The following is a 26343-nucleotide window of genomic DNA, read 5'->3' as shown; positions in this document are numbered from 1 at the left end:
ACGCTCTGAAAGAAAGAGCATAGTTTTTAAGGAGGACATTTTAAAATGGCAAAGGCTAAGTTTGAGAGAACAAAACCGCATTGTAACATTGGTACCATCGGACACGTTGACCATGGTAAAACAACTTTAACAGCAGCTATCACAAAAGTTCTGGCTGAAAGAGTTCCAGGAAACACAGTTGAAAACTTCGAAGATATCGATAAAGCTCCAGAAGAAAGAGAGCGTGGTATCACAATTTCTACAGCACATGTTGAGTATCAGACAGAGCATAGACATTATGCACACGTTGACTGCCCAGGACATGCTGACTACGTTAAGAACATGATCACAGGTGCAGCTCAGATGGATGGTGCTATCCTCGTAGTTGCTGCTACAGATGGTGTTATGGCTCAGACAAAAGAGCACGTTCTTCTTGCTCGTCAGGTTGGTGTTCCGTACATCGTTGTATTCATGAACAAATGTGATATGGTAGATGATGACGAACTTCTTGAACTGGTTGAGATGGAAATTCGTGAACTTCTTTCCGAGTATGACTTCCCAGGAGATGACATTCCGGTTATCCAGGGATCTGCTCTTAAAGCTCTTGAAGATCCGGCTGGCCCATGGGGAGACAAGATCATGGAACTCATGAACGCAGTTGATGAGTACATTCCGGACCCACAGCGTGACACAGACAAACCGTTCGTTATGCCTGTAGAGGACGTATTCTCCATCACAGGACGTGGAACAGTTGCTACTGGTAGAGTAGAAGCTGGTGTTCTTCACGTATCTGAAGAAGTTGAAATCGTTGGTATCAAAGAAGAAACACGTAAAGTTGTTGTTACAGGAATCGAAATGTTCCGTAAACTTCTTGACGAAGCTCAGGCTGGTGATAACATCGGTGCTCTTCTTCGTGGTGTTCAGAGAAACGAAATCGAGCGTGGACAGGTTCTTGCTAAACCAGGAACACTTACATGCCATACAAAATTCACAGCTCAGGTTTACGTTCTGACAAAAGACGAAGGTGGTCGTCATACACCATTCTTCAACAACTATCGTCCACAGTTCTACTTCAGAACAACAGACGTAACAGGTGTTTGCAACCTTCCAGAAGGAACAGAAATGTGCATGCCTGGAGATAACATCGAAATGACAATCGAACTGATCCACCCAATCGCTATGAGCCAGGGTCTTACTTTCGCTATCCGTGAAGGTGGACGTACTGTAGGATCAGGACGTGTTGCTACAATCATCGAGTAATACAATCTGAATATAGATTTGTTATCGCAAGATAACGTTGTGTCCAAGCGTAAGATACCCCGGAACCGTAAGGTTTCCGGGGTTTTTCTGTTGAACAGAAGATTAAAATAAGGCTGTAAAGAATAGCGAATAAATTAAAAACAGGCAGGTATGGGAAGAAAATGAAAACCTTCGCATATCTGCCTGTGATACTGTTATGATACTATTTCTGTTCGTTATTGGAAAATTTCTGTGTTAAAAGTTCATCTCGTTTACGGATTCGTGTCTCAAAATCCAGTTCTTCAATTTCTTTATGGGTGACAGGTTTGGAAGTGTAGTATTCCAACGTCTGCTTTTTCCACATATCAAACATATCTTTGCCTGTGAAATAAGATTCCAGGCTTTCTCTGTTCTCCTGCAGATCAGCAAGAAAATTACACATATCTGCGTTTAAAGAATGTTCCGGATCATTTCCATAAAAGCGAAGTCCGGCATACCATTTCTGTGTTTCTGTTTCTATATCACCGGGAAGTTTATTATTTATATCCAGTTCATACCGGAGTTCATTGGATTCATTCATCTGCAGTAAAACCCAAAGAATATCGCTGAGAGTAGAAATCTGTACTTTATTTTCAGATAATCCAAATAACCAGTCCAGTGAGACATGAAATTTCTGAGCAATAGTCAATAACACATCATTGGAGGGAGTAACCACACCATTTTCATAACTGGATAAAGTTGACTGACGTATACCAATAGCTGCGGAAAAGTTTTTTTGATTCATCTTCAGATCAGTTCGTAGCTCTTTTATTTTTTCTGAAATAGATGATTCCTGCATATTATCCACCTCCTTAAAAGCTATGATTAGTATATCACAAATGATAAAAATCAACAATATAGAAAAATATCATTCACACAGATAAAAACCATTGACAATGATTATTTTAAATGATATAGTATCAGTGAAAATGATAATTATAGACAAGGAGGAAATGATATGCAGAGACAAAACTATATGATTACAGCGGAAGAAGTTGCAGAGAGCATGGGGATTTCACTTGGATATGCTTACAAGCTACTTCGCAAACTGAACAAAGAGCTTGCAGATCAGGGATATGTGACCGTTGCGGGCAAGATACCGAGAGCATTCTGGGAAAAGAAATTTTATGGATATTCCCAGATTGCAATGTAAAGGGGGGGAGAAAGTATGGCAGCATACAAAGATGAAGAAAGAGGAACCTGGTATGTTTCATTTTATTATGAGGACTGGACAGGAGCCAAAAAGCGAAAAGTAAAAAGAGGATTCCGCACTAAGAAAGAAGCATTAAATTTTGAAGCGGAGTATAAAAGAACAGCGAAAGCAGACATGGATATGACAATGGGAGAGTTTGTAGAAGTCTACTTCCGAGACAAGTCTCAGTCATTGAAGGACAGGAGTATCAAGAATAAAAGAGATACGATGAAGGCTCAACTGTTACCGTATTTTAAGGACAGACCAATGAACAGTATTACACCAGCAGAGATTATCCAGTGGCAGAATACGATTATTGAAAAAGGATATTCAGATGATTATCTGAAAACAATACAGAATCAGATGACGGCATTATTCAATCATGCGAAGAATATCTACAATCTGGCAGATAATCCCTGTGACAAAGTAAAACGTATGGGAAAGACTTCAAAAAAGAAAATGAAGTTTTGGACAATTGAAGAATATCGGCAGTTTATGACCGGAATAGAACCGGGAAGCAAATATTATGTGCTGTTTGAATTATTATTCTGGACAGGAGCGAGAGAAGGCGAAGCACTCAGCATTACACCTGCTGACATTGATTTTGAAAGGAATCTACTTCATATCAATAAAACTTACTACCGTATGCATGGAGAGGACGTGATTACATCTCCCAAAACAGAAGAATCGAACCGTACGATTTCCATACCGGAATTTCTGAAAAAAGAGATTCAGGACTATATTAGCAGACTGTATGAGTTGCCCGAAGATGAACGGATTTTTCCAATGGTTCATGAAGCGGTACAGCATAAGTTAAAACAGGTGGTTCAAAAGACCGGAGTAAAAAAGATAAGAGTACACGACATTCGTCACAGTCATGCGGCATTTCTGATCAATAAGGGAGTGCAACCATTGATGATTAAAGAAAGGTTTGGACATACGGACATTCGCATTACATTGAATACTTATGGGCACTTATATCCAGATCAGCAGAAAGTAGTGGCAGATATGTTGGATGATGAAAATATAAAAAGCTCCGGAAGTACGAACAACCGGAGCAATGTGACAAATGAGGACGAATCCACAAATGTCAACCCTAGACAAGTTGATTATAGCAGAGATTCTTCCAGAGAACAACAGATAACTGGCGAGAACAGTTGGGAAAATGGAGGAATTTATGGAACAGAGAAATGAGAATAAAACAGAATTGAAAATGATAAAGATGTCAGATGTCCAGTCTCAGACAGTGGACTGGCTCTGGTATCCGTTTATCCCTTATGGAAAATTAACGATTATTCAGGGAGATCCTGGTGATGGAAAAACTACGCTGGTATTAAATATTGCTGCAAGATTGTCTAAAGGAGAAGGTCTGGATAACGATATGAAAGTAACAGAACCCGTGAATATTATCTATCAGACAGCGGAAGATGGACTGGCAGATACAGTAAAACCCAGACTGGAGCTGGCAGAAGCGGTCTGTGAAAGAATTATGGTTATAGATGAAACAGAAAAATCACTTTCCATGATTGATGAAAGACTGGAAACTGCTATCAAACAGACTGGTGCGAGAGTGCTTATTTTAGATCCGATTCAGGCATACCTTGGAGGAACAATGGATATGAACCGTGCAAATGAAGCAAGGGATATGACGAAAAGATTGAGTTTGTTGGCAGAAAAATACAAATGTGCAATTTTATTAATCGGACACATGAATAAAGCTGGTGGAAACAAAGCTGCATATAGAGGAATGGGTTCGATTGACTTTTTTGCAGTAGCCAGAAGCGTATTACTGGTAGGAAGAATAGAGGGAGAACCGGATTTAAGAGCAGTGGTTCAGATTAAAAATAATCTGGCTGCATTTGGGCATTCCAAAGCATTTCGCCTGACAGAAACAGGATTTGAGTGGATAGGTGACTATGAAATCACAGCAGATGAGGTGCTTGGTGGAATTGCGCCAAAGGTAAATAAACTGGAACAGGCAAAGAAGATGCTGAGGGAACTGGCAGAAACATCAACTTCTGTGCAAAGCAGTGAAATCTTTGATATGGCAGAAGATTTGAATATTTCTAAAAGAACACTGGAAAATGCAAAAAAGGAACTTGAAATTAAGGCAAGACGAATCGGCAATTCATGGTATTGGGATTTAGATAAAGTTAAGCCGGAATAAATTAAGGGTGCAACATTGCAGAGTATATAGAAAATGCGGAATTAAAATGCAAGGTTGCAATCTGTAAAGACATTGCAGTGTTGCGTCCTTACATAAATTGTAAGAAGGTGAGAGCTTGAAAAACGTTATGATTCCAGAGGAGTTATTTGGAAAGATTATAAAATATCATTTACTGGATCAGGAACAGGAAGCAGATGATATAAGAAAAGGTCTGGAGAAAAAGCTGGATGCAATGGTAAATCGTGAGGTATACAGTAAATTCAAAACTGCACCAACAGAAGAAGAACGGGAAAAGTTCCGGCAGGAGTATCTGGACAGAAAAGGAATGCAAGAGAGCTTTCGATGGTAACAGTTCTTATTGATTATCTTTTTACAGGAGCGTGTCACGCACCTGTGAGAAGTAAACAAGGAGAAAGTTGGTAAGGTGCAGACGGAAAACTGTAGCTGGAATGTGAGACGGCTGTAAATTTGATAGTTGTGAAGAAGGGAGAAAGATACAATGAAACAGGGAAGATTAGGATATAACAGTAGCAATAACAGATATGGGTTGTTGGCATCAGACTTATGGATTGATACGGGATTTCACTGTGGAGAAGGTCTTGAGGTGCTGGTCGATGATAAGTGGGTAAGGACAAGAATGGAGATGAATCTAGCAAGAGAATGGTATCTGGTTGGAACGCCATACTGTGGAGATCTGGAATATGTGCAGGCAAGAATACCGGAATAATTTAGTCGAGAGAGTAACGAAAGAGATAAAATAGCCCCCGGCAGGGCGCAAGGGTACTTTTGATGGACGGAACGGCTGTCGAAAGTGCTTTTGCGTTACTTTTGACAAAAGTAACAAAACCGCCGTATCCGGCGAAGATTTCTTTTTATACTATAGCTGGTAAAGATACAAATTTATGTGCCATGTCTGGCACTGGTTTTAGAAAGTGGGGTGACGAACATGACGCTGAAACGAACAATTAGTGGTATGATCGGGACAGGTTCTCTGGCTCATAACAGAAGGGAATTTATAGCAGAAAATGTTGATTCAGACAGAGTGCAATTAAATATTTGCTATCAGAATGAGAATTTAAAAGAAGTTTATAAAGAACTGTTTGATGAAGCTGTAGAACGATATAATATCGGGAAAAGAAAAGATCGACAGATTACAAATTACTATGAAAAAATCCGGCAGGGCAAACAGGAAAAATTGTTCCATGAAGTGATTTTCCAGATTGGAAATCGAGAAGATATGGCTGTCGGAACAGCAGAAGGAGGTCAGGCTGTAAAAGTACTGGATGAGTATGTAAAGGACTTCCAGAAACGGAATCCAACGCTACGGGTATTTGGTTGTTACCTACATCAGGATGAAGCTACGCCACATCTACATATTGATTTTATTCCTTATGTAACTGATTGGAAAGGAAAAGGAATGGACACCAGAGTTTCGCTGAAACAGGCATTAAAAAGTCTTGGATTTCAAGGTGGGAATAAGCATGATACTGAGTTAAACCAGTGGATGAACCATGAAAAAGAAGTTCTGGCAGGGATTGCAAAAGAGCATGGTATTGAATGGGAACAGAAAGGCAGTCATGAGGAACATCTGGATGTCTATAACTTCAAGAAAAAAGAACGGAAAAAGGAAGTACAGAAATTAGAGCAGGAGAAAGAGTATCTAACTGCAGAAAACGAAGAACTGACAGCACAAATTGCGGAATCCAGAGCAGATATCCAGATTTTAAAAGACGATAAGGAACAGGCAATTAGGGAGAAGCAAGAAGCAGAACAAAGGGCAGAGGACGCAGAAAAAGAACTAAAAAGTCTGGAAGATCGTCGGAATGTGCTACAACCAATCATGGATAATGCCAGTAAGGAAATAAAAGAATATGGAATGATTAAGACGTTTTTACCGGAGGCAGGAACATTTGAACGTGCAGTACCTTACAGGGAGAATAAAATCAAGCCATTGTTTATCAAGATGAAGAATCAGATTGCTGCATTAGCTGGAAAGGTTGTAGAGCTTAACAAAATGGTAGAAAGCTGGAAAAATAAATATCAAAAATCTGTTGAGGAATGTGATAATATCCAGAAACAGTTAGACGATGTACGTAAGGAAAATGGAAAATTATCAAATGATAATCAACGTTTACAGGAGACTTCGGACAGATATGACAGAGTGGTGCGTATTCTGGGAACAGAAGTTGTAGAGGATGTAGTGCAGCAGGATATTAAAGAACAAAAGGAATTGGAAGAGCAGCGTCGAATGGAACAAATGCCAAAGGGAAGCGTTCTGAAACAGTTGGAATGGGCAACTCAAAAGAGCCAGATTGAAAACCAACAACGTAAGAAAAATAAAACAAAATACAAAGGATTGGAGATTTAGACTATGAAAAAACAGATTTATGATGAGAAAAATGGAATGAGCTATACGTTGCATGGAGATTACTATTTGCCGGATCTGGTTTTAAGAGAAGAAGAACCGACATATGGAAAATATGGAATGTTACGAAAGCAGTTCTTAAAAGAACACAGATCAGCAAGGTATCAGTATTTGTTATTGACTGGAAAGCTGAATGAACATCTGAATCAGACTGATCAGGAAGCTAGAGAACAGGTGGAAACGCTTATGGAACAGATGACAGAAAAACAGGGTGTAACTGAAGAATTAAAGTCACAGGATCAGATGGAGAGGGTCAGGCTGATGAATAATATAAAAGCCAGTGCAGAAGAAATTGTATTGAAAAACATGATATATGTGTGATTGCGAGGGGGATAAGACCGCTTTTTTACATTTTTGTATATTAGAATAGAACTTTAGAAAGCACTATGGTAAAATAAAGTGAAGGTAAATTGAAAGTTATCAAAACAAAGATAAAAACGCAACGTGCATCTTTGATGTGCCAGAGCCGGTAGGTAGCCCGGCCGTCCTATATAAATAGGGTAAGTAACCTGCCCCTCCGGGTTGTCCATTCTTTGTTCAATAAATTTTAGGAGGGATTTTTATGGACAAAGTAAATGGAAGATTGACGGTATATTTTGAAGAATCATTTTGGGTAGTCGTATTTGAGCATATTGAAGATGGTAAATTATCTGTGGCAAAGGTAACATTTGGCGTAGAACCAAAAGAATATGAAGTGCAGGAATATATTCAAAAATACTATTTCGGTTTGAAATTCAGTCCGGCTGTTGAAGCTATTGTAAAGGATATAAAAAGAAATCCGAAACGGATGCAGCGTTCAGCAAAAAAGCAGATGCTGGAAACTGGCATTGGCACAAAATCGCAACAGGCGTTGAAATTACAACAGGAACAGAACAAACAGGAGCGTAAAGAAAAAAAACGAAAGAAAAAAGAGGCGGAAGAACAGCGAATGTTTGAACTAAAACAGCGAAAGAAAAGAGAAAAGCATAAGGGACATTAAAAGTCCTTTGAGCTTTTTCTCAAATTCGGGATTTGGAGGTATAAACAATGAGGAAATGTGAAAAGTGTGGAGCAAGTATGAAATTAGATTTAAGACTTAAAGTTAATGGCGGTGGCTATGGGATGGTTGTTCGTGTAGATGAAAAACAAAAGGCGACAACTATAGATGATGTTAGAGTTGCAGTCTGCCCAGAATGTGGTTATACAGAAATGTATTTAGAGGATTTAACGAAAATGAAATCTTAAAAGACAACTTTCAGATTTTTAGAATTAAGAAAAACGAAATTTAGGGAGGGTCTATAATTGAAATTAGCAGATTTAGCAACAGGTTCTGATTGGATAGTGTGGATTGTCTTTGTAATATTTGCTGTACTTTCTATAGTTTTACTTTCTGGACACGGAAGCTGGTTTATTTCTGGATATAATACAGCTTCAAAAGAAGAAAAGAAAAAATATGATGAAAAGAAGTTATGCAGGACAATGGGAGTTGGAATGTCTATTATAGCAATTCTTGCATTAATTATGGGCTTGCTTGAAAATATTTTGCCTGCATTTTTTGTATATATTGCATTGGGAATCATTGTAGTTGATGTCGTGGTTATTATTATTTTAGAAAACACACTATGCAAAAAGTAATAACTTCTGGTTTGAGGAATTGACTGAAAGGAAGGCATTATATGTTCTATATTTATATTATTTTTGACTTTGCAATGGCAGTGATTATGCTTTTATTTGGAATATGGTTTTATAGGTCAAAAGGACAAGCATCCAAATTCTTGTCTGGTTATAATATGAAATCAGCAGAAGAACGAAAAAAATATGATGAAAATGCTATGTGTAAGGCATATGGGAAGAGAATGATGTTTATGTCAATTCCTTTTATTGCTGGAATGATTATAGATATTTGGCATATAGGAATCGGTTGTTTAATTGCATGGGTGATATGGTTTGTTATGTTTATTCTGCTACTTATGGATAGACATAAAAGAGAAGGTTAATTTATAGAGGAATAGAATGCTTTTGGGGTGAAAATACCGTTTATTTGTTTTAGACATACGATGTCCGGTTGAAAATTAGCGGATTCTCGTTTTATGTCGTGGTAATTTTGATACATATTGGTAAGCTGTAAGTGGAAGAGAGGTAGAGACATGGACACAAAAAAGATTGGAGCTTTTTTAAAGCAATGTCGTAAAGAAAAGAATCTTACGCAAGAGCAGCTTGCCGAGAAGTTTGAGGTATCTGCAAGAACAGTTTCCAGATGGGAAACAGGAATAAATATGCCAGATCTCAGTATACTTGTTCAACTTGCTGAATATTACGATGTTGAGATGAGAGAGCTCCTGGATGGAGAAAGGAGCCAGACTATGAATAAAGAGATGAAAGAAACACTGGACAAAGTTGTGGTGTATGAAGGATGGGTGAAACAAAAAGCATTAAAGGCTGGAAATCTTGCATTTGCATCAATGTTTGTGATTAGCGTGTTAGCGATTATTATTCAGATGTTATTAACTGTGGATATTCGCTTGGTTTTAGGAGAGACAGCAACTGCTTTGGTAGGAGGAATCCTGTACGCCTCTATTATGGTGTACAATGGAATATGGGATAAATGTTTGCCAAAAAGTGCTACTATATGGCGAGATTTTTTCACCAGTGTGATATTTGCAGGAATTTTTACCGTCATCTATGGTGTATGCTTATTTAGAATGGGAGCTACAGAAACACAGATAACACGATTAGCATTGGGATTTCTGATTGGTATTATTATTGTGGCATTTATTATTCTTAGGCTCTTGGCATTTATTAATCGAAAAAGAAACCAGAATTCGTTAAATGTTCAGGAGAAAAAGGAAACTTCCCTATCTAAGGTAGAATGGATAAAAATTTATAATGCACAGAATATAGTAGAGACAGAACAACTTGTAGAAATGTTAAAGCAAAATGGAATAGCAGCTTTTTCACAGGAAGCAGGTGAGAATGTTGCAATGCATGGGGCACCTGGATTTGGAATATATGGTGTGGATATATTCGTGAAAACCGATGATGCAGAGAAGGCAGTACAGCTGATTAAGGAGATTAATAACCAAGAGAATGAAGAAAATTTTTGACATTTTCACACATGCGTGCTAATATGATTATAGAAAAAGAGTGCTACCGATAGACGGTTAGTCCGATATATGTTTTGACAAAAATTGCCGCTTAGTTTACCAGACCAGGGCGGCTATTTTTGTGGTTTATTATTATCCTTGCCAAAGGTATATCCAAGACCAAAGCAGGTTAAGCCGAAGCTCACTACTGCTATAAAATCAACAATACTCATGGCTTAGCCCTCCTTTCCAGTGGATTCTCTTTCGAGTTTCTATGTAATCAGAGGGTCACAGTCCCTCTGCTGAAGGACTAACCGCCTACCGTTATGATAGCACCCATGTTTCGATTATAACAGTCAAGGTGGGAATCTGCAACCGGAAAGTTGACAGCTCATGAAAATCTGGCTGTGATACCGTTTTGATACTAAAAAATGAAGAGAACAGAAATATAGCGTAGAAATCCTATAACACAGGACAATAAAGACACGAAAATCACAGAAAATAATGAGATTTTAAGAACCTCACAAACGTGAAGGTGGACGTACTGTAGGATCAGGACGTGTTGCTACAATCATCGAGTAATACAATCTGAATATAGATTTGTTATCGTAAGATAACGTTGTGTCCAAACGTAAGATACCCCGGAACCGCAAGGTTTCCGGGGTTTTTCTGTTACATGAAAGATTTGAATACAGCTATAAAGAATAGCGAACAAATTAAGACAGGCAGGTATGGGAAGCAATGGATTAAGTTACACACTGCATGGAGACTATTACCTGTCGGATCTGGTAGTGAATGAGGAAGAACCGACCTATGGTAAATATGGAATGCTGCGGAAACAGTTCCTGAAAGAGCATAGATCGGCACGATACCAGTATTTATTTATGACTGGGGAACTGACGGCACATCTGAACCGAGTCGATCAGGAGGCTAGAGAGCAGGTGGAAATCTTGGTAAAGCAAATGGTGGGAAAACAGGGTGTGACGGAACAACTGAAAATGCAGGATTTGATGAAATGGGGTGGAATAATGAACAATATTAAAGCCTGTGTAGAAGAAATTGTGTTGAAAGAAATTATATATTTATAATGAATAAGAAATCTCTGTTCAAATGTTTAGCGATATTTAATATTTGAATGGAGATTTTTTATAGACAAATAAATATGGCAGAAGTATAATGAGCAAAAAGAAAGGGGAGATTTTTATAAGAGAAGCACCAGAAAAATTCAAATTGGAAGATACAACCATATGGTCCTTTCCAGAAAGAGGAAGTTGGGCTACACATTCGGGAAAATATCGAGGAAATTGGTCCCCATACATTCCCAGAAATCTTATTTTACGTTATTCAAAGAAAAATGATTGGATACTAGATCAATTCTTGGGCAGCGGTACAACATTGATAGAAGCAAAGTTATTAGGAAGAAATGCTATTGGTGTTGATATAAATTCCGAAGCCATCAAACTATCTAACACAAATCTTAATTTTACTTGTCAAGAAAGTTCAAAAATTTTCACAAAGCAAGGAAATGCAACTGAATTATCATTTATAAAAGATGAGAGCATAAACCTTATCTGTACACATCCACCATACGCAGATATTATACGATACAGCAAGAAAATTCCAGGAGATATTTCGCACTTAAAATATAAGGAATTTTTGAAGGCATTGGAGCAAGTTGCAAGAGAAGCATATAGAGTGTTAAAAAATCAGGGAATATGTGCATTTATGATCGGAGATATACGACAAGAAGGGTATGTATTGCCTCTGGGGATGCAGTCTATGCAGAAATTTGTAGATGCTGGTTTTAGACTTAAAGAAATTATTATAAAAGAACAGCATAATTGTCGATCTTCAGACTATTGGAATAATATACAAAAGACATTTTTGATGTTGGCACATGAATATATACTTGTCTTGGAAAAATAGAAGTATCACAAAAGGAGATACAGGGATGAGAGAAGTATCTCCTTTATGAAATAATTCTACCAGGTAAGAAGTAATTTATCATGAACGACTTCGTTTTGCATAGTTTGACCAGCGTTTTGTAATCGATCGATCATAGAGGTACCACAATTTACAAAAATTTCTCTTTCAAATAAACCTATAGGTGGAGTAACAGAAATATCCTTTTTGTTGGATTCGCGTGTACCATTGATTGATAACATTACATATACACCTCTGTTTTTACACGCTGCTATTTTACTGAATAACGTTTCTATATTGAAAGTTTGAGCACCATAAATAATACTTTGACTATGAGTATATGGCGGATCACAATAAATTACGTCACCAGGCTGAGCTTTATCCATACATTCTTCGAATGACATAGTTGAGAAAGTGGAATTCTTTATAAGATTATGCCATAAATCTACTCTTTTTGAAAAAGTTTCCGGTTTGATGGGATTATGTGGACCCTTAGGAGTAGACATATACCCGTCGGCTTTTCGAAAACGTATTATTCCGGAATAGCATGTGCGTGACAGAAGGCAGAAATCAAGAGCATTGTGATTGCTGTTAAATCTATCTCTAATTTCATTGTATTTGTCGTTGGGATTTTTATAATATTCTTCAATTTCTCTTGAGTAATAGTTCTTTATTTGTTGCGGATCATATTTAACGATATTAAAGATGTCAATTAAAAACGGTAAGATATCGCTGGCGTATGAATTAGCAAATGTAGGAGTGTTGGTCGTACTGTTTTGATATAGTAATTGCGCCATTACAGCTCCGCTTCCTAAAAATGGTTCATAGTAGTTATTAAATTGTTCAGGCATATATGAAATAATGGTTTCGGCAAAGCGTTGCTTATTTCCGATCCATTTTAATAATGCTGGTACTTTGGACATTGCTCAAACCTCACATGTAACTTATAGTCTGTAGACTCAAAGTCTACAGTGCTATTATAATTTAACTAATTGGAGGTGTCAAGCAATGCAGGAAGAAATACGTGTCGCTTATGGAAAGGCTGTAAGAACAATACGACAAGATAAGAAAATATCACAAGAAGAGTTGGCTGATTTATGTGGACTACATAGAACATATATAAGTGACATAGAACTTGGTAAGCGTAATGTTTCTTTGGAAAATATAGATAAAATTGCGCATGCATTGCAAGTGAAAAAGTCGGAATTATTTGTTGAGGTGGAGCAATATGAGAGCGTTTAAGGAATTTAGAAGAGAAGATAAATCATTTTGGTTTTTTATTCGATTTATCAGCGAAAAATTGGGCTATTCTAGAAAAGGAATCGTTTTAACTTATACAGTAGAGCAAATAGAAAAACTATGTGAAAAAGAGAATATTGAAGTTTCTCCGGATAGAATTAATAAAGCTGTCTTATATTGTAATATGAGAGCGGACTTGTTAAATAATACAATTGAGAAAAATTTGATGGATGTTGATGAGGCTAAACAGATATTTGAAGAAATGAGAAATAGCGGAAAATATAAATGTAAGCTAATTATGAACAAACAGCGCAAAGAGATCAAAAAAGTAAATTATTTTACCGCAATTATTACCATGATAGCAGAAGAAATGCTTGGTGGAGATGAGGAATTTAATCCAGATCCAAGAGGGCTTGTGTATCTGTTGAATAATAGAAAGATCATTGGAGCATCTTCAAGAAGATTTGATGGAGCATATCCTTCGATTTATAATCCGGAGATAGTGTGGGAAATAAAAGAGTATTATTATTCAAAGTCATTTGGAAGTAGAGTTGCAGATGCTGTGTATGAAGCTGAACTTGATGGATATGAATTTAACGAAATATACGATAGAACCGGACAGCAAGTATATCATGTGATGTTTATTGACAGCCATTATACTTTCTGGGGACAAGGGAAATCATATTTGTGCAGGTTTATTGATACACTTAATATGGGACTTATAGACGAATTGATTGTGGGAAAAGAAGTGTTGACAAGATGGCGAGAAGTTCTTGCAGAGTTTACAAAATAAATTTGTTTATGATACCAGAAAAGACAAAGAAGGTATAATTCACAAAGGATAAATTATTATGTAGAATTGGAGAAGAAACGTGAGAATCCTATTCTGGAATACAAATAGAAATAAAATAAATCAATATATTGCTGATTTAGTCCGGGATTATAACATTGATGTATTGATCATGGCAGAATATGAGGATGAGCGAAATAAATTAGAAAGTTTATTGCAATCATATAATAAGCCATTAGTAGAACACAATACATTAGGATGCGATCGAATATCTATTTGGAGTAATTATGCTGATGTGGAGCCAGGAATTCAGGATACATATTATTCTATACAAATTATAAGAAGAAAATGTATAGTGTGTTGTACACATCTATTTACAGATCTACATGGAGATAGGAGTGATGAGCGACTGGCAGTTATCCAACAAATTATGCAAGAAATAAGAAAACTAGAGCTAGAAATAAATTCAAAAAAAACAATAATAATAGGTGATCTTAATGAGATGCCATATGGGAGAGGTTGTTTAAATGCAAACGGATTTCATGGATTACCTGCTCTAAAAATGGAGGATAGTGCAACAAGATCTGTTAATAATATAGAATACAGAAAATTTTATAATCCCATGTGGAATTTGATGGGAGATTTTTCATATCCACCCGGAACATATTATTTGAATCAAGCTAAATTGAATAGTCCTATGTGGTACATGTTAGATCAAGTAATTATAAGTCAAGAAATTATTCCATATTTTAGGAAAGAAAGTTTGAAGATTATTACAACATGTGAATCGGCGGATTTAATGGATAAAAACATGCATCCAAATAAGAAGATAAGTGACCACTTTCCAATAATGTGTGAAATAGATGAGGAGGTAAATACTATATGAAAGAACAGGAATTTGTATTTGATTTAGTCGATAAATATTCACCGGAAATAGTGATAAATAATTTGTTGAAACAGATTGAAAGCGCTACAAGAGGGTATGTTTGTGGACATATTCAAGAATATGATGGTGCCATTACATCGTATACAAAACAAGTTGGAGGATTTGGCGCAGCACTTAGTGCATTTCAGAAAGGTACTGAAACAGTTCATGTTGATATTCAAGAAGATTTGGGTGAACAAGATTATGAAAAGCATCGTTATGAAGTGTTTTTGAGTGCCAAAGGGTTAGAACATTATAAATATAGAATGATGTTTGTAGATTATGGAACAGTTTCATATCCGGTGACGATAGTCATGAATGAGGATCTGGCTGTTGAATATACTGGAAAAAGAATAACAAATTTTAATGTTGAATCAATGAGAGAACTTGAGAACATGATTAATCAAATCTTAAGTTGTAAAACAATGTTAACACTCATTCAAAATTTAATAAATGAGTCTATAAGACAAGAAAATAAGAGTAGTTCATTGGCAACTATTGAAACAGTGGAGTCTGAGGAGTAATGATAACACCATGATAACAAAAAAATGTCCTCTCTTTTGTTGCTTGAAATAGATTGTCAAATTCAGATGAGGGAAGTATAATTGGAATAACAAAATCAACTTTAACTATTATATTTGACTTTTTTAGAAGGTTAGAGGATAAACTAATATTTTAGGTAAGGTAAAGTATGACGTTAGAAGAATCAGATTCTAAATTATTGGATGAATGGGATTATGAAAAAAATGATTTATCTCCCTCTGATGTTTCGGCATCATCACATCAGAAGATATGGTGGAAATGTTCAAGTGGTCATTCATGGAGTGCTACAGTGGCTAACAGATATAAGAAGAACCAGGGATGCCCATATTGCTCTAGGAGGCTGCCTGTTATTGGTATCGATGATTTGTTTTCTACGAATCCCGAACTAAAAAATAGTTGGGATTTCAGAAAAAATAAATCTCTTAATCCCGAATTGCTAAAGGCAGGTAGTGAAAAAAAGGCATGGTGGATATGCGATAAAGGGCATTCGTGGGAAACTAAGATTCTTTACAGAGCAATTCGAGGGCATGGTTGCCCTTATTGTGCGGGACAAAAAATATTAGAAGGATTTAATGATCTTAAAAGTCAATGTGAAGAACTTACTTCTGAATGGGACTATGAAAAAAACACTATTTTACCATCTGAAATCTCCACAGGAAGTAATAAAAAAGTTTGGTGGAAGTGTTCTGTGTGCGGGAATTCGTATATGGCATCCATATATAATAGAGTACACAATAATAGTGGCTGTCCGAAATGCTTTATCAGAAGTAAGACCTCCTTTCCGGAGCAGACGTTGTTTTTTTACATAAAGAAAGCATATCCGGATGTATTTAATGGATATAAAGAGGGTTTGCCTAAAGGGATGGAATTGGATATTTATATTCCATCATTAAACATTGCCATTGAATATGACGGATTAAAATGGCATACATCAAAAAGTAACATTAAACGAGATAACAGAAAATATGAAATTTGTAAGAGATTAGGAATCAGACTTATAAGAGTTCGGGAAAGTGAAGTATCTAATGAAAATGCAGATATAGAAATTCAGGCATCATCAGAATATAGTCAAGAAATGTTTTTAAGATTGTTTTCAGAGTTAAATAGCATATTGCATTGTTCAATAATACCCGACCTTGACCGAGATAGAGCAGATATTATAAGACAGTATAAATTTGCGTTAAGAGATAATTCTTTGGAAAAGCTTTATCCTGAAATTGCAAAAGAATGGGACTACAAGGCGAATAAAGGGTTACTTCCATCAATGTTTTCACCGGGTTCAAATGAAAGAGTAGGTTGGATTTGCCCTCTAGGGCATCATTATTCATCGGGAATTGCTACTAGAGTAAAAGCGTCGATAGCGTGTCCTATTTGTACGGGGAAACAAGTACTACAAGGATTTAATGATTTAGCCTCTCATGATGCGAGAATAGCGTCAGAGTGGGATTATGAATTGAATAGTGGTTTAAAACCTACGGAAGTTACTTGGGGGAGTGGGAAAAAGGTGTGGTGGAAGTGCCCTAAAGGTCATCCATCATATCAAAGTTATATTTATAGTAGGACGGGAAAAGAAAAAACGGGTTGTCCAGTGTGTTCGAATAGAAAAGTCTTGGTCGGAATAAATGATTTTGCAACGTGTTGTAAAGAATTACTTACTGAGTGGGATTATGAGAAGAATGATATTAATCCTAATAGTATATTACCTGGAAGTAATTATAATGCATGGTGGAAGTGTTCAATCGATCATTCATGGCAGGCGAAGGTTGGAGTAAGAAGTGGCCGCAGGCAAGGTTGCCCATATTGTTCCAATCATAGGGTTATTGTTGGGAAAACCGATTTGAAAACACAATTTCCGAAAATAGCAACTGAATGGAATTACGAGCGTAATGGTGAGTTAAAACCGGAGCAGTTCCTGCCTAATAGCAATAAAAAGGTGTGGTGGCGATGTGAAACAGGTCATGAGTGGAAGATAGCGATTGCCTCAAGACAGGCTAATGGGTGTCCATATTGCTCAGGTAGATATGCTATTCTGGGAGAAACCGATTTGAAAACACTTTGCCCAGAAGATGCTCTTGATTGGAATTACAATAGAAACGGCAACTTGATTCCTGAAAATTGTAAACCTCATACACGGAAGAAGGTTTTTTGGAAATGCCATGTGTGTGGATATGAATGGGAACAGAATGTAAGTGATAAAGTGAAAAGTAAATACAAATGTCCTAGATGTAAGAGAAAAATTTGAGAAGCAATCTGGTGTGTTGCTAAAACTAATAAGAGATAATTGATTTATCAGAAGGTATGTGATAACATAATGACTAATTACTATTGATGTCAAAAAGAAAATGATAATTTAATCAAGGTATAAGGATGAAATACTTGGAAAAGCTATAATCAGTAGAAAATGAGCATACTAAACATATAAAATTGCTTTCGGAAATATAGTAATTTGTGAAAATATTGCACAAAAAATCTAAAATGGAGTCTAATAAATATAGATATACTTAATTTTGGGTATGCAGAGGTGGAAGATATGATAATACAAAATTCAGCGGTAAATATATTGTTTTCAAGATGCGAGAATATAAAGAAACAGTATATCTTAAATGAAGATATTTTAAAAGAAAAGTTTAATGAAGCAAATATATTGCCAATTCCAGATGATGCGCCGTCGGAAATTCCACGAATAATCGTTAAAACTAAGGGAGAACATTCTCAGTTGAATATTGCTCCAGAAGCTGCCACTTTTCAAACCGTATATACTGACGAACATACAGAAAAATGGGAATTATGTGAAGAATATGTTAAGAGTAGAATTGAGGATGTATTTAGTCTAACTGATAAGTTTGCATCAGAAAAATATAAGTATATTGGAATAGTTACAAATTTAATATGGAATAATGTAATGGAAAAAGGAAATAAAACATTGTTCCATAATTTGTTTGGAAACACTCCGGCAGATAATTTGGAAGATTTAGTAGTTAAATATACTTATATTGAGAAAGAAAGATATTATGTGAATATAACTTTGCAAAGTATTAAAATATTTAATGATTCAGATGATGGTGTGGCGGGAAATTACGGAGACGATAATCTTAAAGCACATACAATCGGAATAACATTAGATGTGAATGACAGATATGCATTTAATCAACAGAAAGGGTATAACTCAAATAAGGAACGTTTTGACGAATTGATGTATTTGACAACTAAAATTATTAGTGGAAAGCTGAAAAATTTGGTTGAAAAAGGAGCGTATTAGTATGAAGAAGACCAGTATAATAGATAGAACTGGTAGTATGTTTTTGATGGGATTAACTTGTTATGCAATGGTTAGTGCCAACACATCTGTAGGAACGCAACCGTTTAATAATGCAGCATTATGTTCAACCACAGATAGTAGTTATGGAACAGAATCTACTACTTTGAAAGATTATCATATGTCCAGAAATAAATTAAAAGTAGAGAAAGAGGCACAGAATTTGTTTGGTAATATGAGGGAAGCAACAATTGCTGAACAAAAATGTATACAGGATAACATTGATAAAATATCTGCGCCTACAGGTTTTAATTTTTGGGATTAATGCTCAAAGAGTTTGTTGACTTTGTTGATAGTGTACTTCCCTCTGTTGATCCAGAAGCTAAAGACAAAGCTAAAGTTGCAATTGAACAATTCCATAAAGATGGTAATAGATTTGAATATTTATTGCCGAATAAGTTACCAACTTTATCACAAGGTGATATTATATCAGAAATTCCTTTTTCGTATTTTAAAGAAGATGGAACTCAACATATTTTTAAAGCAAAAGGAATGGTTATTTCTACTTCCTGTCATATCGATCAGAGAGATGAGCTTAATATTGTCCCAGTGTTACCCTTGGATTTCTTTAAAGGAGATGCTAATGGGAAAAGAGAACTGGAAGCAAATCGCATATTTAATTATATGTATTTTCCAGAAAATATGCTGAAAGACTATTTTGTTGATTTTTCAAAGATAAATACATATAAGAAAAAGCTGATTGTAGACGGAATCAATGATGGAAAAATAAAAAGATTGTTCTCTCTAAGCCAAATAGGATTTTATCTTTTTATCGTTAAATTAACAGTTTTCCTTATGAGAAAAGAAGATGAAGAGACGATGGGAATTCGAAAGACAGTAGTCTTGAATTGTTAATTACAAAGACGGTTGAATGAAAATAAAACCACAATATGGGCAAAATCACATAGAATGCATTTTGTAAATTTGGGTAAATAATCGTAAACAGTTATTTGTTTGAAAAATTTATTGATAACACCATGATAACAAAATCTCCCAAAACCACACGGACACAGCGGAAAATCCATATTTTTCCGCACAAAATGAACGAAAAATAACCATTTACACCTTACAATATCCCATTCTGATACCGTGAAGGTGGACGTACTGTAGGATCAGGACGTGTTGCTACAGTTATCGAATAATTTTAGCATAACATCTTAATTATATAAATAGAGTACCGCAAGGTACATTGTGTCCAAACGTAAGATACCCCGGAACCGTAAGGTTTCCGGGGTTTTTCTGTTACATGAAAGATTTGAATACAGTTATAAAGAATAGCGAATAAATTAAGACAGGCAGGTATGGGAAGCAATGGATTAAGTTACACACTGCATGGAGACTATTACCTGCCGGATCTGGTAGTGAATGAGGAAGAACCGACCTATGGTAAATATGGAATGCTGCGGAAACAGTTCCTGAAAGAGCATAGATCGGCACGATACCAGTATTTATTTATGACTGGGGAGCTGACGGCACATCTGAACCGAGTCGACCAGGAGGCTAGAGAGCAGGTGGAAATCTTGGTAAAGCAGATGGTGGAAAAACAGGGTGTGACGGAACAACTGAAAGTGCAGGATCTGATGAAATGGGTTGGATTGATAAATAATATAAAGGCATGTGCGGAAGAAATTGTGTTGAAAGAGAGCGTGTATATGTGAGCAGAAAGGGCAGTCGGAAGGCTGCTCTTTGGAAATCTAAGAATAGAGTTTTGAAGTAGGATGTGATAGAATGTAAGAAACAAATCGGAAGTTGGTGGAGGATGCTATAATGAATTTTACAATCAGACCATATAGACAAGGTGAAGAAAAGTATGTTGCAGATCTTCACAAAGCACTCTATTCAACTGAATACTCATGGGAACCGAGCTTTACCGATTATGCCATGAAGATTGCAACAGATTTTGCAAAAAGCAGGAAAAATGACAGGGAAGAATTGTTTGTTGCTGATTGCGATGGACCTTTAGCTGGGTGCATTATGCTTTGTCAGACAGATGAGCCATCTGTTGGGCAGTTGCGACTTTTTGCCGTTGAGAGAGACTATCGACGCTATGGCATTGGTTCGGCGTTGATTGCCGCTTTTATGAAAAAAGCTAAGGATTCCGGGTATCAGAAAATTATTCTCTGGACAGCCAGCCCTCTTACTGATGCTATTCGGCATTATGAAAAGTTGGGCTTTAAGGCGACAGAATCGGTAGAAAACACTACATGGAATACAGATGGAAAGCCGCTTGATGAAATTAAAATGGAATTGTTTCTCTGACAACTTCCAGCCTGTAAAATTGAAAATAAATTGAAAATCACGAATTTGGAGGAGTTAATGATTATGTGGAATGAATTAGGCATAAGTGGAGGAACCGCAATTGTTATTTTGATCGCACTGTATTTCGTTATCAAATGGGCAGTGAAAAATGGTATCAAAGAAGCCTACAGTGCTATCACTGGAAAGAAAACGGATGAAGATGTCAGAAACGAAAAAGAACTCGGATTTGAGTTAGAAGATAAATAAAAGTTTGGAGAATTGAGAAAATCGTGAGCTGTTGAATGAATTTTTGAGGATTACGGAGGAAACAGTATGAAAAAATGCAAATATTGTGGTAAAAAACTAAAGGACAATTTTGAATTTTGTAACAGTAAATGTGAAAATTGTTATGAAAAGATGATGGATAAAGACAGCCATAAAATCAAGTATTTTATATTAGGCATTATTTTGGGTTTCGTAGTTATGTTTTATGGCATTATTTCTAACAATAATGTCTTCATAATAGGAATTGGAATTATAGTAATGGGTATGGATGTTGTTTTATTGCCATTTACAACTCCCGAAACAATAAATTTTCTAGGATATAAAAAGTCGAAATTTGCAGGAAGAATATCAGGTATATTGCTTATAATAGTTGGAGTATGGATGTGGTTTATTCAGTGATAAATTCTAGTTTGTATAATTGAAAAATTAAAAACGCGTAGACAACTGTGTCTATTAGTGAAAATACGACATTTCTCGCTTTGTGTCGTGTTATTTGCAGATAACAGATTCTATATTTGATGATGAAAGGAGGAGTTGAGGTGGACCAAGTAAAAATCGGAAATTTTTTAAAAAAACTTCGCAAAGAAAAAGGCATTACACAGGAGCAGTTGGCAGAAATGTTAAATGTCTCTGGAAGGACCGTATCCAGATGGGAAACCGGAAACAATATGCCGGATATCAGTATTCTTGTGGATATTGCAGATTATTATGATATCAGCATTCCTGAGATTATCAGTGGAGAAAGGAAAAGCGAGATGATGAACGAAGAAGAAAGAAAAATTGCTAAAACAATGTCAGATTATGCAACTACAGAGAAAGAGAAGATTTTTAAGGAAATGAAGCTCCAAAGTGTCATGGGAGTTTGTGCATTGGTTCTATACTGGATTCTGCATGAAACAGGTGCAGATATGTATAATGATGTGTTAGGAAAGCTTGCCGGCTATTGTGAGACCTTGGTATCTGTGTCAGTCATAATGATGGCAGCATTTACGACAGGATCTTTAAGCAAGGTGCGGAGCAAGAGTAGGAAAGTTTTTGTGTTCGAAAATTTTCCAAAACCTATGCAATTAGTTGTAACTGCAGTTGTTGCTTTTGGTGGAGCTGCTGTGATCAAGCTGGTACTAGTGCATTTTTTCGGCTTATAAGTATTTTCAAATTCGTATTACATACTATGGAAAAAGAACTTTTTGACATTTTCACAGATGCGTGATAATATGATTATAGAAAAAGAGTGCTACCGATAGACGGTTAGTCCGTTTTACTATTTAGAATATCATCAAAGATAACCGCTTAGTTTACCAGACCAGGGCGGTTATTTTTGTGGTTTATGATTATCTTTGCCTAATGTATATCCGATACTAAAGCAGGTTAAGCCGAAGCTCACCACAGCTATGAAGTCAACAATACTCATTGGCTTAGCCCTCCTTTCCAGTGGATTCCCTTTCGGGTTTCTATGTGATCAGAGGGTCACAGGTCTCCGTTTCACTTCGGTCGTTGCAAAACGAGTGCCACTGGCACTCTGCAACCCTCTGTTGAAGGACTAACCGCCTACCGTTATGGTAGCACCCATGTTTCGATTATAACAGTCAGGACAGGAAGCCACAACCGGAAAGTTGCCAGTGCATAAAAATGGAGCTGTGATACCATTTTGATACTAAAATGTAAAGAGAATAAAAATATAACTCGGAAAATCGGCAATACAGGACAATATGGACACGAAAATCACAGAAAATAATGAGATTTTAAGAACCTCACAAACGTAAGATACCCCGGAACCGTAAGGTTTCCGGGGGTTTTCTGTTGGATGAAATAATATCACAAAATCTGGTAAATACTTGAAAAGTCAGGGGTTATATTATATTATAGGATAAGATTCTTATGTCTTGAAAAAGAAATAAAAAGCATAGATTTAATGAAGGGATGAAAATGAGAAAATACGATAAAATCATCATTGGGGCTGGACTTTATGGCTTATATTCAGCGTTATTTTGCTGTAGAAGAGGACAGAATGTAATTGTTTTGGAATGTGATTCGACCCCGTTCAGAAGAGCAACATACATTAATCAGGCGCGAGTTCACCAGGGTTATCATTATCCGAGATCTATATCTACAGCTATGAAATCAGCAGGATATTTTGAACGATTTAATAAAGATTATGCCTTTTGCGTGAATAAGCAATTCGATCAGATATATGCCACGTCAGCAGAGTATTCATGGTCAAATGGAAAGCAGTTTAAAGAGTTCTGCAAGGCAGCAAACATTCCGTGTGAAGAGTTACATCCCGGAAATTATTTTAAAGATGGCATGTGCGATGGAGTATTCCGAACAAGGGAATACACATATGACGCAATGATATTGAAAGACTATTTCATGGAAGAACTGGCGAAATATCCGAATTCTGTTGAAATTAAGTATGGAGTTGACATCAGGAGTATAGATAAGGATACAGACGCATTTGTCGTACATACCGCAGACGGGGGGGCATATCAGTCAGGATTTGTATTGAATGCAACTTATGCGGGAACAAATCAGATTTTGGATATGGTAGGATATGAGAAGTTTGGTATCAAATATGAACTTTGTGAAATCATTCTCTGCGATGTGAATGAAAAACTGAAAAATATCGGATTTACGGTCATGGATGGTCCGTTCTTTTCAATTATGCCATTTGGTAAAACTGGTTATCATTCATTAACATCAGTTACATTTACACCTCATACAACAAGCTATGATGGTGTACCTACATTTGCCTGTCAGGAAAAAAGCAATGGTTTCTGTTCGACATTCCATCTCGGAAACTGTAATGATTGTCCAGCGAAGCCGGCAACAGCATTTCCATATATGGCAAATCTGGCAAGAAAATATATGTTGGACGATTATGGATTTGAATATGTAAAATCACTTTTCTCTATGAAACCAATACTTATGAGTTCTGAGATAGATGATTCGAGACCAACAGTAATAAGAAAATTTTCGGATAAACCAACGTTTGTTGCAGTTTTATCAGGAAAAATTAATACAGTATACGATTTGGATGAGGTGTTAAGTGATGGCGAATAAAGAGAAGAATTTTGCATCTGCGGTAATATATGTACATAATGCAGAGAACAGGATAACCCGTTTTTTAAGTACCATTATTGAGATAATGGAAAATAACTTTGAACATTCTGAAATTATCTGTGTAAATGATTCATCAGATGACAGTTCACTGCAAAAAATAAAGGAAACAAGTGAGAAAGCAAGTATTACGAGTGTTTCTGTTGTAAATATGAGCTATTTTCATGGACTTGAACTGTCTATGAATGCAGGAATTGATATGTCAATCGGAGATTTTGTTTTTGAGTTTGATAATACAATTCTTGATTTTAATCCAGATATGATAATGGAAATTTACAGAAAATCACTTACAGGATTTGATATTGTAAGTGCTTCCGCAGACCGAAAAGAAAAGTTTTCTTCTAAGATTTTTTATAAGGTCTTTGACCGGTATACAAATCTTTCATACAAGATGACGACAGAAAGCTTCAGAGTGCTGAGCCGCAGGGTCTTAAACCGTGTTGATGCAATGAATAAGACGATTCCTTACAGGAAAGCTGTGTATGCAAACTGCGGACTGAAGACTGCAAATGTGAAATATACAGTTGTGAATACAGTTGATCGCGAAACAGACAGAAAAGAAGAAAACTTCCGAACAGATCTTGCAGTTGATTCACTTCTTTTGTTTACAGAAGTGGGATATTCTTTTTCAAAATTAATGACAGTACTTATGATGATCATGTCTGTATTTATGATCATATATTCTATTACAATTTATGCAACTTCGACTCCTGTCGCTGGATGGACAACCACGATCCTGTTTCTTTCGGTTGCTTTCTTTGCGCTGTTTGGAATTTTAACAGTAATTATCAAATATTTACAACTTTTAGTAGACCTCGTATTCAAAAGAAAACAGTACAATTTTGAAAGCATAGAAAAATTAACAAAGTAAAAGGGGAATTATAATGAAAACGACACTTGTTGGTTATACAGGGTTTGTTGGAAGTAATATATATGCAGCAGGCTCTTTTGATGGAGCATATAACTCAAAGAATATAGAGGAAGCATACGGGACAAATCCTGATCTGTTGATATATGCCGGACTCAGAGCGGAAAAATATCTGGCAAACAATGCACCTGAAAAGGATATGGAGCTGATAAAACAGGCTGAGGATAATATTACAAAGATAAACCCAAAGAAGCTTGTATTGATTTCTACAATCGATGTGTTTAAGACACCGGTAGGTGTGGACGAAAATTCAGAGATTGATACGGAAGATCTTCATGCGTACGGTTTTAACCGCTATCAACTGGAGTTATGGGTAAGAGAAAAATATCCGGATGCATTGATTATCCGACTTCCGGGACTTTTTGGAAAGAACATAAAAAAGAACTTCATCTATGATTACATAAATGTAATTCCGTTTATGCTTAAAGAGTCCAAATTCAGAGAGCTATCAGAAAAGGATTCGGATTTAAAAAAATATTATAGTCTGCAGGATAATGGTTTCTATAAAGTCGCAGTTTCAGAGCAGGACAGAGAATTATTAAAAGAGAAGTTCAGAAAACTTGGCTTTTCAGCACTCAATTTTACAGACAGCCGGAGCATCTATCAGTTTTATAATCTTGGAAGGCTTTGGAATGATATTCAGATTGCACTTAAGAATAACATTACGCTGTGGCATCCGGCAACGGAACCGCTTTCCGCAGGAGAATTATATCAGTATCTGACCGGAGAAGAATTCAAAAATGAACTCAATGCTGTACCTGCGAATTATGATTACAGAACTGTTCATGCAGAGGCTTTTGGTGGAAACGGTCATTATATTGAAACAAAAGAAGCTGAATTAGAAGAGATAAAGGAATTTATAAACGCAGATGAAAAAGATAAATAAGAAAAAAACATTTTTCTGGCTTGCCTCAGTAATAATAATTTTGTATATGA

The 26343-nt window shown here is 36.2% G+C and carries 33 protein-coding genes; 31 read left to right on the top strand and 2 right to left on the bottom strand.

All coding sequences use genetic code 11. From position 1 onward, the window contains the following. Positions 1-45 precede the first annotated feature (45 nt). On the top strand, positions 46-1239 hold the full coding sequence (gene tuf / locus BQ7344_RS08625; protein ID WP_005423313.1) for an elongation factor Tu: 1194 nt from the start codon (positions 46-48) through the stop codon (positions 1237-1239). Between the two features lie 202 nt (positions 1240-1441). Here the strand turns inward: tuf and BQ7344_RS08620 are convergent, their stop codons facing one another. After that, the gene (locus BQ7344_RS08620) at positions 1442-2056 is read right to left on the bottom strand and encodes a helix-turn-helix domain-containing protein (RefSeq protein WP_070100139.1); all 615 of its coding nucleotides are present in this window, start codon (positions 2054-2056) and stop codon (positions 1442-1444) included. Positions 2057-2215: 159 nt separating this feature from the next. Here BQ7344_RS08620 and BQ7344_RS08615 point away from each other — a divergent pair, with 159 nt between their 5' ends. The 14 genes from BQ7344_RS08615 to BQ7344_RS08545 all read left to right on the top strand — a co-directional run bounded on the left by BQ7344_RS08615 (position 2216) and on the right by BQ7344_RS08545 (position 12029). Beyond that, positions 2216-2410 carry a helix-turn-helix domain-containing protein gene (locus BQ7344_RS08615; protein WP_055053915.1) on the top strand — a complete coding sequence of 65 codons (195 nt, stop codon included), beginning with the start codon at positions 2216-2218 and terminating at the stop codon, positions 2408-2410. Between the two features lie 15 nt (positions 2411-2425). Next, complete coding sequence (locus BQ7344_RS08610) at positions 2426-3643, top strand: site-specific integrase (RefSeq protein WP_072522257.1); 1218 nt, start codon at positions 2426-2428, stop codon at positions 3641-3643. Then, entirely contained in the window at positions 3615-4616 is a 1002-nt protein-coding gene (locus BQ7344_RS08605) for an AAA family ATPase (protein WP_072522256.1), read from the top strand. The genes BQ7344_RS08610 and BQ7344_RS08605 overlap by 29 nt, the downstream gene beginning before the upstream one ends. A gap of 127 nt (positions 4617-4743) precedes the next feature. Further along, the gene (locus tag BQ7344_RS08600) at positions 4744-4965 is read left to right on the top strand and encodes a hypothetical protein (protein WP_055059751.1); all 222 of its coding nucleotides are present in this window, start codon (positions 4744-4746) and stop codon (positions 4963-4965) included. Between the two features lie 150 nt (positions 4966-5115). Further along, positions 5116-5343, top strand: coding sequence for a DUF5348 domain-containing protein (locus BQ7344_RS08595; protein WP_072522255.1), 228 nt, complete (start codon positions 5116-5118; stop codon positions 5341-5343). Positions 5344-5562: 219 nt separating this feature from the next. Then, positions 5563-6984: a plasmid recombination protein gene (locus BQ7344_RS08585; RefSeq protein ID WP_055059743.1), complete on the top strand. Its 1422-nt coding sequence runs from the start codon at positions 5563-5565 to the stop codon at positions 6982-6984. A gap of 3 nt (positions 6985-6987) precedes the next feature. Next, complete coding sequence (locus BQ7344_RS08580; protein WP_072522254.1) at positions 6988-7362, top strand: TnpV protein; 375 nt, start codon at positions 6988-6990, stop codon at positions 7360-7362. 241 nt (positions 7363-7603) lie between these two features. Beyond that, positions 7604-8020 (top strand): YjdF family protein, encoded by a 417-nt coding sequence (locus BQ7344_RS08575; protein ID WP_072522253.1) that lies wholly within the window; start codon positions 7604-7606, stop codon positions 8018-8020. Between the two features lie 47 nt (positions 8021-8067). Further along, positions 8068-8265: a zinc ribbon domain-containing protein gene (locus tag BQ7344_RS08570; protein WP_072522252.1), complete on the top strand. Its 198-nt coding sequence runs from the start codon at positions 8068-8070 to the stop codon at positions 8263-8265. Positions 8266-8322: 57 nt separating this feature from the next. Further along, the gene (locus BQ7344_RS08565; protein ID WP_008373562.1) at positions 8323-8655 is read left to right on the top strand and encodes a DUF3784 domain-containing protein; all 333 of its coding nucleotides are present in this window, start codon (positions 8323-8325) and stop codon (positions 8653-8655) included. A 41-nt stretch (positions 8656-8696) separates the two neighbouring features. Continuing rightward, entirely contained in the window at positions 8697-9017 is a 321-nt protein-coding gene (locus BQ7344_RS08560) for a DUF3784 domain-containing protein (protein WP_008373564.1), read from the top strand. 150 nt (positions 9018-9167) lie between these two features. Beyond that, positions 9168-10124: a helix-turn-helix domain-containing protein gene (locus BQ7344_RS08555; protein WP_072522251.1), complete on the top strand. Its 957-nt coding sequence runs from the start codon at positions 9168-9170 to the stop codon at positions 10122-10124. Positions 10125-10834: 710 nt separating this feature from the next. Then, complete coding sequence (locus BQ7344_RS08550) at positions 10835-11191, top strand: TnpV protein (protein WP_072522250.1); 357 nt, start codon at positions 10835-10837, stop codon at positions 11189-11191. Between the two features lie 88 nt (positions 11192-11279). Then, the gene (locus tag BQ7344_RS08545; RefSeq protein WP_072522249.1) at positions 11280-12029 is read left to right on the top strand and encodes a TRM11 family SAM-dependent methyltransferase; all 750 of its coding nucleotides are present in this window, start codon (positions 11280-11282) and stop codon (positions 12027-12029) included. Positions 12030-12085: 56 nt separating this feature from the next. Here BQ7344_RS08545 and BQ7344_RS08540 read toward each other — a convergent pair whose 3' ends face one another. Then, a complete protein-coding gene (locus BQ7344_RS08540; RefSeq protein ID WP_072522248.1) occupies positions 12086-12949 on the bottom strand; it encodes a DNA adenine methylase in 864 nt (287 codons plus the stop codon). A gap of 85 nt (positions 12950-13034) precedes the next feature. Here BQ7344_RS08540 and BQ7344_RS08535 point away from each other — a divergent pair, with 85 nt between their 5' ends. From BQ7344_RS08535 to BQ7344_RS08460, 16 genes are all read left to right on the top strand, one after another. Further along, complete coding sequence (locus BQ7344_RS08535; protein ID WP_072522247.1) at positions 13035-13268, top strand: helix-turn-helix domain-containing protein; 234 nt, start codon at positions 13035-13037, stop codon at positions 13266-13268. Further along, positions 13255-14058: a DUF7687 domain-containing protein gene (locus BQ7344_RS08530; RefSeq protein ID WP_083585514.1), complete on the top strand. Its 804-nt coding sequence runs from the start codon at positions 13255-13257 to the stop codon at positions 14056-14058. The genes BQ7344_RS08535 and BQ7344_RS08530 overlap by 14 nt, the downstream gene beginning before the upstream one ends. Before the next feature lie 169 nt (positions 14059-14227). After that, positions 14228-14941, top strand: a complete 714-nt coding sequence (locus BQ7344_RS08525) for an endonuclease/exonuclease/phosphatase (protein ID WP_235816080.1) — start codon at positions 14228-14230, stop codon at positions 14939-14941. After that, positions 14938-15504 carry a hypothetical protein gene (locus tag BQ7344_RS08520; protein WP_072522245.1) on the top strand — a complete coding sequence of 189 codons (567 nt, stop codon included), beginning with the start codon at positions 14938-14940 and terminating at the stop codon, positions 15502-15504. The genes BQ7344_RS08525 and BQ7344_RS08520 overlap by 4 nt, the downstream gene beginning before the upstream one ends. A gap of 167 nt (positions 15505-15671) precedes the next feature. Next, a complete protein-coding gene (locus BQ7344_RS08515; RefSeq protein ID WP_072522244.1) occupies positions 15672-17765 on the top strand; it encodes a zinc-ribbon domain-containing protein in 2094 nt (697 codons plus the stop codon). A 288-nt stretch (positions 17766-18053) separates the two neighbouring features. Next, entirely contained in the window at positions 18054-18782 is a 729-nt protein-coding gene (locus BQ7344_RS08510; RefSeq protein ID WP_072522243.1) for a hypothetical protein, read from the top strand. Position 18783: 1 nt separating this feature from the next. Next, the gene (locus BQ7344_RS08505) at positions 18784-19104 is read left to right on the top strand and encodes a hypothetical protein (protein WP_072522242.1); all 321 of its coding nucleotides are present in this window, start codon (positions 18784-18786) and stop codon (positions 19102-19104) included. After that, the gene (locus BQ7344_RS08500; RefSeq protein ID WP_072522241.1) at positions 19095-19694 is read left to right on the top strand and encodes a hypothetical protein; all 600 of its coding nucleotides are present in this window, start codon (positions 19095-19097) and stop codon (positions 19692-19694) included. Before BQ7344_RS08505 ends, BQ7344_RS08500 begins: the two co-directional genes overlap by 10 nt. Positions 19695-20140: 446 nt before the next feature. After that, positions 20141-20497 carry a TnpV protein gene (locus tag BQ7344_RS08495; protein ID WP_072522240.1) on the top strand — a complete coding sequence of 119 codons (357 nt, stop codon included), beginning with the start codon at positions 20141-20143 and terminating at the stop codon, positions 20495-20497. 109 nt (positions 20498-20606) lie between these two features. Continuing rightward, complete coding sequence (locus BQ7344_RS08490; protein WP_072522239.1) at positions 20607-21098, top strand: GNAT family N-acetyltransferase; 492 nt, start codon at positions 20607-20609, stop codon at positions 21096-21098. 63 nt (positions 21099-21161) lie between these two features. Then, entirely contained in the window at positions 21162-21344 is a 183-nt protein-coding gene (locus BQ7344_RS08485) for a DUF6019 family protein (protein ID WP_055056218.1), read from the top strand. A gap of 66 nt (positions 21345-21410) precedes the next feature. Continuing rightward, a complete protein-coding gene (locus BQ7344_RS08480) occupies positions 21411-21761 on the top strand; it encodes a DUF2116 family Zn-ribbon domain-containing protein (protein ID WP_005423334.1) in 351 nt (116 codons plus the stop codon). A gap of 140 nt (positions 21762-21901) precedes the next feature. After that, entirely contained in the window at positions 21902-22507 is a 606-nt protein-coding gene (locus BQ7344_RS08475) for a helix-turn-helix domain-containing protein (RefSeq protein WP_235816079.1), read from the top strand. 781 nt (positions 22508-23288) lie between these two features. Beyond that, positions 23289-24422 carry an FAD-dependent oxidoreductase gene (locus BQ7344_RS08470; protein ID WP_072522237.1) on the top strand — a complete coding sequence of 378 codons (1134 nt, stop codon included), beginning with the start codon at positions 23289-23291 and terminating at the stop codon, positions 24420-24422. Continuing rightward, positions 24412-25350 (top strand): glycosyltransferase, encoded by a 939-nt coding sequence (locus BQ7344_RS08465; RefSeq protein WP_072522236.1) that lies wholly within the window; start codon positions 24412-24414, stop codon positions 25348-25350. The genes BQ7344_RS08470 and BQ7344_RS08465 overlap by 11 nt, the downstream gene beginning before the upstream one ends. A gap of 13 nt (positions 25351-25363) precedes the next feature. After that, the gene (locus BQ7344_RS08460) at positions 25364-26293 is read left to right on the top strand and encodes a sugar nucleotide-binding protein (RefSeq protein ID WP_072522235.1); all 930 of its coding nucleotides are present in this window, start codon (positions 25364-25366) and stop codon (positions 26291-26293) included. Positions 26294-26343 lie beyond the last annotated feature (50 nt).

Source organism: Blautia sp. Marseille-P3087 (assembly GCF_900120195.1).
Classification (GTDB): Bacteria; Bacillota; Clostridia; order Lachnospirales; family Lachnospiraceae; genus Blautia_A.
This window is presented reverse-complemented; position numbering and strand designations above follow the sequence as displayed.

Bases quoted from the DNA above. Each gene is read 5' to 3' on its own strand.
- BQ7344_RS08620 (WP_070100139.1), bottom strand. From the start codon at position 2,056: ATGCAGGAATCATCTATTTCAGAAAAAATAAAAGAGCTACGAACTGAT.
- BQ7344_RS08520 (WP_072522245.1), top strand. From the start codon at position 14,938: ATGAAAGAACAGGAATTTGTATTTGATTTAGTCGATAAATATTCACCG.
- BQ7344_RS08490 (WP_072522239.1), top strand. From the start codon at position 20,607: ATGAATTTTACAATCAGACCATATAGACAAGGTGAAGAAAAGTATGTT.
- BQ7344_RS08610 (WP_072522257.1), top strand. From the start codon at position 2,426: ATGGCAGCATACAAAGATGAAGAAAGAGGAACCTGGTATGTTTCATTT.
- BQ7344_RS08615 (WP_055053915.1), top strand. From the start codon at position 2,216: ATGCAGAGACAAAACTATATGATTACAGCGGAAGAAGTTGCAGAGAGC.
- BQ7344_RS08530 (WP_083585514.1), top strand. From the start codon at position 13,255: ATGAGAGCGTTTAAGGAATTTAGAAGAGAAGATAAATCATTTTGGTTT.
- BQ7344_RS08595 (WP_072522255.1), top strand. From the start codon at position 5,116: ATGAAACAGGGAAGATTAGGATATAACAGTAGCAATAACAGATATGGG.
- BQ7344_RS08460 (WP_072522235.1), top strand. From the start codon at position 25,364: ATGAAAACGACACTTGTTGGTTATACAGGGTTTGTTGGAAGTAATATA.
- BQ7344_RS08545 (WP_072522249.1), top strand. From the start codon at position 11,280: ATGAGCAAAAAGAAAGGGGAGATTTTTATAAGAGAAGCACCAGAAAAA.
- BQ7344_RS08505 (WP_072522242.1), top strand. From the start codon at position 18,784: ATGAAGAAGACCAGTATAATAGATAGAACTGGTAGTATGTTTTTGATG.
- BQ7344_RS08465 (WP_072522236.1), top strand. From the start codon at position 24,412: ATGGCGAATAAAGAGAAGAATTTTGCATCTGCGGTAATATATGTACAT.
- BQ7344_RS08485 (WP_055056218.1), top strand. From the start codon at position 21,162: ATGTGGAATGAATTAGGCATAAGTGGAGGAACCGCAATTGTTATTTTG.
- BQ7344_RS08580 (WP_072522254.1), top strand. From the start codon at position 6,988: ATGAAAAAACAGATTTATGATGAGAAAAATGGAATGAGCTATACGTTG.
- BQ7344_RS08515 (WP_072522244.1), top strand. From the start codon at position 15,672: ATGACGTTAGAAGAATCAGATTCTAAATTATTGGATGAATGGGATTAT.
- BQ7344_RS08570 (WP_072522252.1), top strand. From the start codon at position 8,068: ATGAGGAAATGTGAAAAGTGTGGAGCAAGTATGAAATTAGATTTAAGA.
- BQ7344_RS08535 (WP_072522247.1), top strand. From the start codon at position 13,035: ATGCAGGAAGAAATACGTGTCGCTTATGGAAAGGCTGTAAGAACAATA.
- BQ7344_RS08560 (WP_008373564.1), top strand. From the start codon at position 8,697: ATGTTCTATATTTATATTATTTTTGACTTTGCAATGGCAGTGATTATG.
- BQ7344_RS08495 (WP_072522240.1), top strand. From the start codon at position 20,141: ATGGGAAGCAATGGATTAAGTTACACACTGCATGGAGACTATTACCTG.
- tuf (WP_005423313.1), top strand. From the start codon at position 46: ATGGCAAAGGCTAAGTTTGAGAGAACAAAACCGCATTGTAACATTGGT.
- BQ7344_RS08605 (WP_072522256.1), top strand. From the start codon at position 3,615: ATGGAGGAATTTATGGAACAGAGAAATGAGAATAAAACAGAATTGAAA.
- BQ7344_RS08555 (WP_072522251.1), top strand. From the start codon at position 9,168: ATGGACACAAAAAAGATTGGAGCTTTTTTAAAGCAATGTCGTAAAGAA.
- BQ7344_RS08480 (WP_005423334.1), top strand. From the start codon at position 21,411: ATGAAAAAATGCAAATATTGTGGTAAAAAACTAAAGGACAATTTTGAA.
- BQ7344_RS08585 (WP_055059743.1), top strand. From the start codon at position 5,563: ATGACGCTGAAACGAACAATTAGTGGTATGATCGGGACAGGTTCTCTG.
- BQ7344_RS08575 (WP_072522253.1), top strand. From the start codon at position 7,604: ATGGACAAAGTAAATGGAAGATTGACGGTATATTTTGAAGAATCATTT.
- BQ7344_RS08550 (WP_072522250.1), top strand. From the start codon at position 10,835: ATGGGAAGCAATGGATTAAGTTACACACTGCATGGAGACTATTACCTG.
- BQ7344_RS08510 (WP_072522243.1), top strand. From the start codon at position 18,054: ATGATAATACAAAATTCAGCGGTAAATATATTGTTTTCAAGATGCGAG.
- BQ7344_RS08600 (WP_055059751.1), top strand. From the start codon at position 4,744: ATGATTCCAGAGGAGTTATTTGGAAAGATTATAAAATATCATTTACTG.
- BQ7344_RS08525 (WP_235816080.1), top strand. From the start codon at position 14,228: ATGGCAGAATATGAGGATGAGCGAAATAAATTAGAAAGTTTATTGCAA.
- BQ7344_RS08470 (WP_072522237.1), top strand. From the start codon at position 23,289: ATGAGAAAATACGATAAAATCATCATTGGGGCTGGACTTTATGGCTTA.
- BQ7344_RS08540 (WP_072522248.1), bottom strand. From the start codon at position 12,949: ATGTCCAAAGTACCAGCATTATTAAAATGGATCGGAAATAAGCAACGC.